The organism is Xenorhabdus sp. IM139775, assembly GCF_028598745.1.
GTDB lineage: Bacteria > Pseudomonadota > Gammaproteobacteria > Enterobacterales > Enterobacteriaceae > Xenorhabdus.
In genome coordinates, this window is sequence record NZ_JAQRFK010000120.1 from 1 (window position 1) to 4582 (window position 4582).

Here is a 4582-nt window from a genome sequence, read left to right on the forward strand (position 1 = left end):
TGTGGCAACTGATTAAAAATGTGGACATTTTTTTAAAAGCGGCGTCAGAAAAAAAGACGTTGAAAGGAATAAGAAATATCAGAGTCTCAGCATTATGAAAAGACATATAGATATAATATGGTATTTTCAAATGAAACCAAATGAATTTTGTTCTATAACCGGACTTATTGATTTCTATATCTTTGTACCTATTAAATATAACTATTTTGATGCTGTTTAAGACAAATATTACTTTTGTCAATAAACCGGCAACGAAATGCCTAACTTAACTTGGATTTCGCCTAATAAGTGCAATTTCTAAGACAGGTGGACAGTTAGATAATTAGTCAGGACTGGATCTCATATTGTTTACATGGTTATGTTGACCCCATCTTGAGTTTGATAAATATACAAATTAGATGCTAAAACCTATTAATAAAATCGTATTGAATGTGTAAAGTTATCAATACTCATGCGATGATTAATATTTCCACAAAGTAGATCCCTCTCTGGATAAGTAGTAAATAGTGCATTTTTTGAGGGATAGTTATTTTCTATTCAATGAATTCTAAAAATTTTATACAGGCTAAATCTAACTATGGCTGTCAAATTGTGTAATACCAGACAAGATCACGCTTTCCCTTATATTGATAACTTGTTCGATTATGGAACATTTTTTGCCCATGCTAATGAAAAGGGTTCCATTGGATATTTTAGTACATGCTGTAATGAACATGTTGCAATCATAGGTGCAGGGTTAAGCGGAATGATAGCCGCTCGCGAACTGCTTAACGCTGGAGTTCGCCATGTAACTCTGTTTGAAGCAGATCAGGAACGTAGTGGTGGACGACTATTGAGCCAGCGTTTCGATTCCAGTCTACCTGAATACATTGCTGAAATGGGCGCTATGCGTTTCCCACCTACGGAGGTTAGCCTATTCCATTATCTCGACCTTTTTAATATCGACACAGCATCCGTTTTTCCCGACCCGGGGATCGTCGACACAGAAATCCATTTTCAGAATGAAGCTTATATGTGGAAAGCAGGTTCACCTCCGCCACCATTGTTTCACCGGGTTAACCGAGGCTGGAAGTGCTTTTTGAAGGAAGGTGTTACTCTTGATGGAAAGGTTCTTATCGCCCCGATAGCAATTACTCAAGCGCTGAGAGAAGGTCGGCTTGATGATGCGAAAGAAGCCTGGCAACAATACCTTGATGTTTTCAGCGATAGCTGTTTCTACTCATCACTTGTAAAGATTTTTACCTGCGCAAATCCTCCAGGTGGAGAAGTCTGGCAGAAACCGGATGACTTTGCACTTTTTGGCTCATTGGGCATTGGCTCAGGAGGATTTCAGCCAGTATTCAGGGCGGCATTTATTGAAATAATGCGACTAGTTGTGAATGGGTTGGAAGAAGATCAGCGTTTGATTCCTTCAGGCATTGCGACATTAACTAAAAAAATGAGCAAGGAAATTTGGGACAACCAAACCTTAGCTGATCGAATAGTACATCAGAAGGTCACTGAAATTTCAGAGCAGGAAGATGGACAATTCATTATCACAACTGAAACGGGCGAACGAGCGAAATTTGATCGAATTATTGTGACTGTGTCAACTCGTGCTATGCAAGTTTCATTAAAGCTCTCTCAACCTAATCAATGGTTGAACACCGAAGTTACTAGGGCTATCAATGAAACACATCTCATTGGTTCTTCGAAATTATTCCTATTGACTCGGGATAAATTCTGGTTGAAGGAAGGGCTACCGCATACTATTTTGACGGATACCTTAGCAAAGGGAATTTATTGTCTTGATTATAAACCAGAAGATCCTGATGGTCATGGTGTGGTTTTGATCAGTTACACTTGGGAAGATGACTCGCACAAGCTGGTCACGCTAAAAGATAAACAGGCCCGCCTTGAACGTCTGACTGAAGAATTACGTCAGACAGCACCTGATTTTGCAAAACATCTTGTACCTATGAATGACGATCCAAAATATATTCTCGAGTACGATTGGCTGACAACCCCGAATGTCATGGGAGCGTTTAAGCTTAACTATCCAGAAGACGATCGCTATTCAGAAGTATTATTTTTCCAATTCCAAAATGCAGCTAAACCTGAAAGTGACCGGGGTCTTTATCTTGCAGGATGCAGTTGCTCCTTCACTGGTGGATGGGCAGAAGGAGCCATTCAAACAGGTATAAATGCTGCATGCGCAGTAATTCATAGCTTAGGAGGAGAGCTGCTCCCTAAAAATCCACTTCACTCTATGTCTCGTCACTATCGCTATTAATGAGCATTTATTATGGAAATAAAACATCGTTGCTCACTTGCAAATGAAGTAGCTCAAAATCATAACCCGTCAGGGTTGGCGGAAAACAACGCTTATCATTTGGGACAATACCATAAGACCCGAAATGATAATTATTTTATATCTTTTGATGAGTCCCTATTATCTACAGAAAGCTACAAAGAAAAAACATATAAACAGCCGCTATCAGGATTACCATTTTCCTGTAAGGACAATATTAATGCTCGAGGATTCGCTACTACTGCAGGCACCAGAGGCCTTGACGACTTTATACCTGAAGATGATGCACCAATTATTGCAAAACTAAAAGATCTCGGCGCAGTGCTATGCGGCAAGAACAATATGCATGAACTCTCCTTTGGTGTGACATCACGGAATGGGCACTGGGGAAATGTTGAAAATCCTGTTCATCCTGGCCGTATTGTCGGTGGAAGCAGTGGTGGAAGTGCTGCCTCTGTAGCAGCAGGCGTTAGCGCATTCGCTGTAGGAACTGATACTGGCGGTTCAGTGCGCATACCTGCCTCCCTGTGTGGTTTAGCGGGGTTTCGTCCAACTAAAGGACGTTATCCCCGTGAAGGTATCGTGCCGGTATCTGATACGAAAGATACCCCAGGTTTCATCGCACCGACAGTCGAAGACATTGCATTTTTAGATGCAGCACTCATGAATGAGTCGCCAATCAAATCTGAGAAACCTCGAAGAATTGGCGTCCCTTCGGAATTTATGTGGGAAGGGCTGGATAACAAAGTCAGTGAGGCATGCAACCGGGCGGTTAATAAGCTGAGGAATGCCGGTATTGAAATTATTCAGTTCGATGATCGCAAATTGGGTCACCTAAATGTATCCGTTCAATTCCCTATTCCATTTTATGATTTCTTCATTGATTTCCCTCGATTTTTGTTAAAGCATAAAATTAAGCGCAGTTTTGATTCAATCATTAATCAATTAACTGACCAAAAAGTAAATCAGATATTAAAGAATCAGTTGCAAAAAAATAGTGTGTCATGGGATGACTATATGGCGGGTATAACTGCGCTTGGAAAGCTGAGAGCGGTTTGGTATGAATTGTTTGACGTTCATAATTTAGACTTAATTATCTATCCCACGGTCAGTTGCGATGTACCGCTTATTGAAGATGCAGAGGAACCGGCCATTTTTGAAAAATTAGTCCGTAATACTGATATCGCAAGTAGTGTAGGGGCTCCCAGCCTGACCTTACCTATTGGCTTACAGGGGGAGTTATCAGTGGGGTTATCTGTTGATGGGCTGCCCAACACTGATCGCCAGCTTTTGAGCCAGTCGATGGACATTGCTGCCATCCTTCACCATTGATCTCATTGTTCAGGATAACTTAATGTCTGATATAGCAATTGTAAGGCGTACTCCATCGATGTGGTGGGGTGCCATAATAATTTGCGGTACGGTGGTTGGAGCAGGGATGTTTACACTACCTATAGTTATGGCTGGTGCTTGGTATGGTTTGTCAGTATTGATACTCATTATAAGTTGGGCCTGTATGTTAATAACGGGATTGATGTTTCAAAGCGTCAGTCGCCACTACCCCATCAATTCTGGCTATGACACCATTACACGTAATTTATTAGGTAATGTCTGGGCTGAAGTAAATGGCCTAAGCATCTTTTTTGTTCTGGGGATTCTAACTTATGCTTATATTTCAGCTAGTGGTCCAGTATACCAGCATTCTCTGAACAGCGCCGGTTGTGATATTTCTTCTGCGGGGGCTAAGATACTCCTTACAGTATGTATTGCAGCGATAGTTTGGGTAGGAACAAGTGGCATAGGGAGATTAATGTCAATTTTATTGGTCGTCAAAATATCGCTGCTCATAACTGTATTCGGTGGCCTATTAACCACGATAAATGTGGGCTATATCCTCAATGAAAGTGACTATGCGCAATCATATTGGCCTTATATGTTAGGAGTAATACCTTTCTGTCTGGCCTCCTTTGGATACCACGGTAATATATCTGGCTTAATAAATTATTATTCTGGCGATCAGCAACGCATCAGGAAGTCTTTATTTATCGGTACAGCCATGGCATTAGTAATCTATTTATTCTGGATTACAGCCACTATGGGGAACATACCTCGTATAGAGTTCCCGTTAATAATTAAATATGGTGGCGATATCGCTACGTTAATGCAGGCTTTGAATGGGCATATCAAAATCAGTCATTTGACAATGATGCTTACTCTATTTTCACACGTTGCGGTGCTGTGTTCTTTTCTGGGTGTGACTGCAGGATTAGTTGATTTTATATCCAGGGTAAG

3 protein-coding genes are annotated in these 4582 nt (G+C 41.0%); all 3 read left to right on the plus strand.

Translation table 11 applies throughout. From position 1 onward, the window contains the following. Nucleotides 1-577: 577 nt before the first annotated feature. Nucleotides 578-2272, plus strand: a complete 1695-nt coding sequence (locus PSI17_RS15850; RefSeq protein WP_273552887.1) for an NAD(P)/FAD-dependent oxidoreductase — start codon at nucleotides 578-580, stop codon at nucleotides 2270-2272. A gap of 12 nt (nucleotides 2273-2284) precedes the next feature. Next, a complete protein-coding gene (locus PSI17_RS15855; protein ID WP_273552888.1) occupies nucleotides 2285-3622 on the plus strand; it encodes an amidase family protein in 1338 nt (445 codons plus the stop codon). A gap of 22 nt (nucleotides 3623-3644) precedes the next feature. After that, on the plus strand, nucleotides 3645-4582 hold a 938-nt coding region (locus tag PSI17_RS15860; RefSeq protein WP_273552889.1), incomplete at its 3' end, for an aromatic amino acid transport family protein.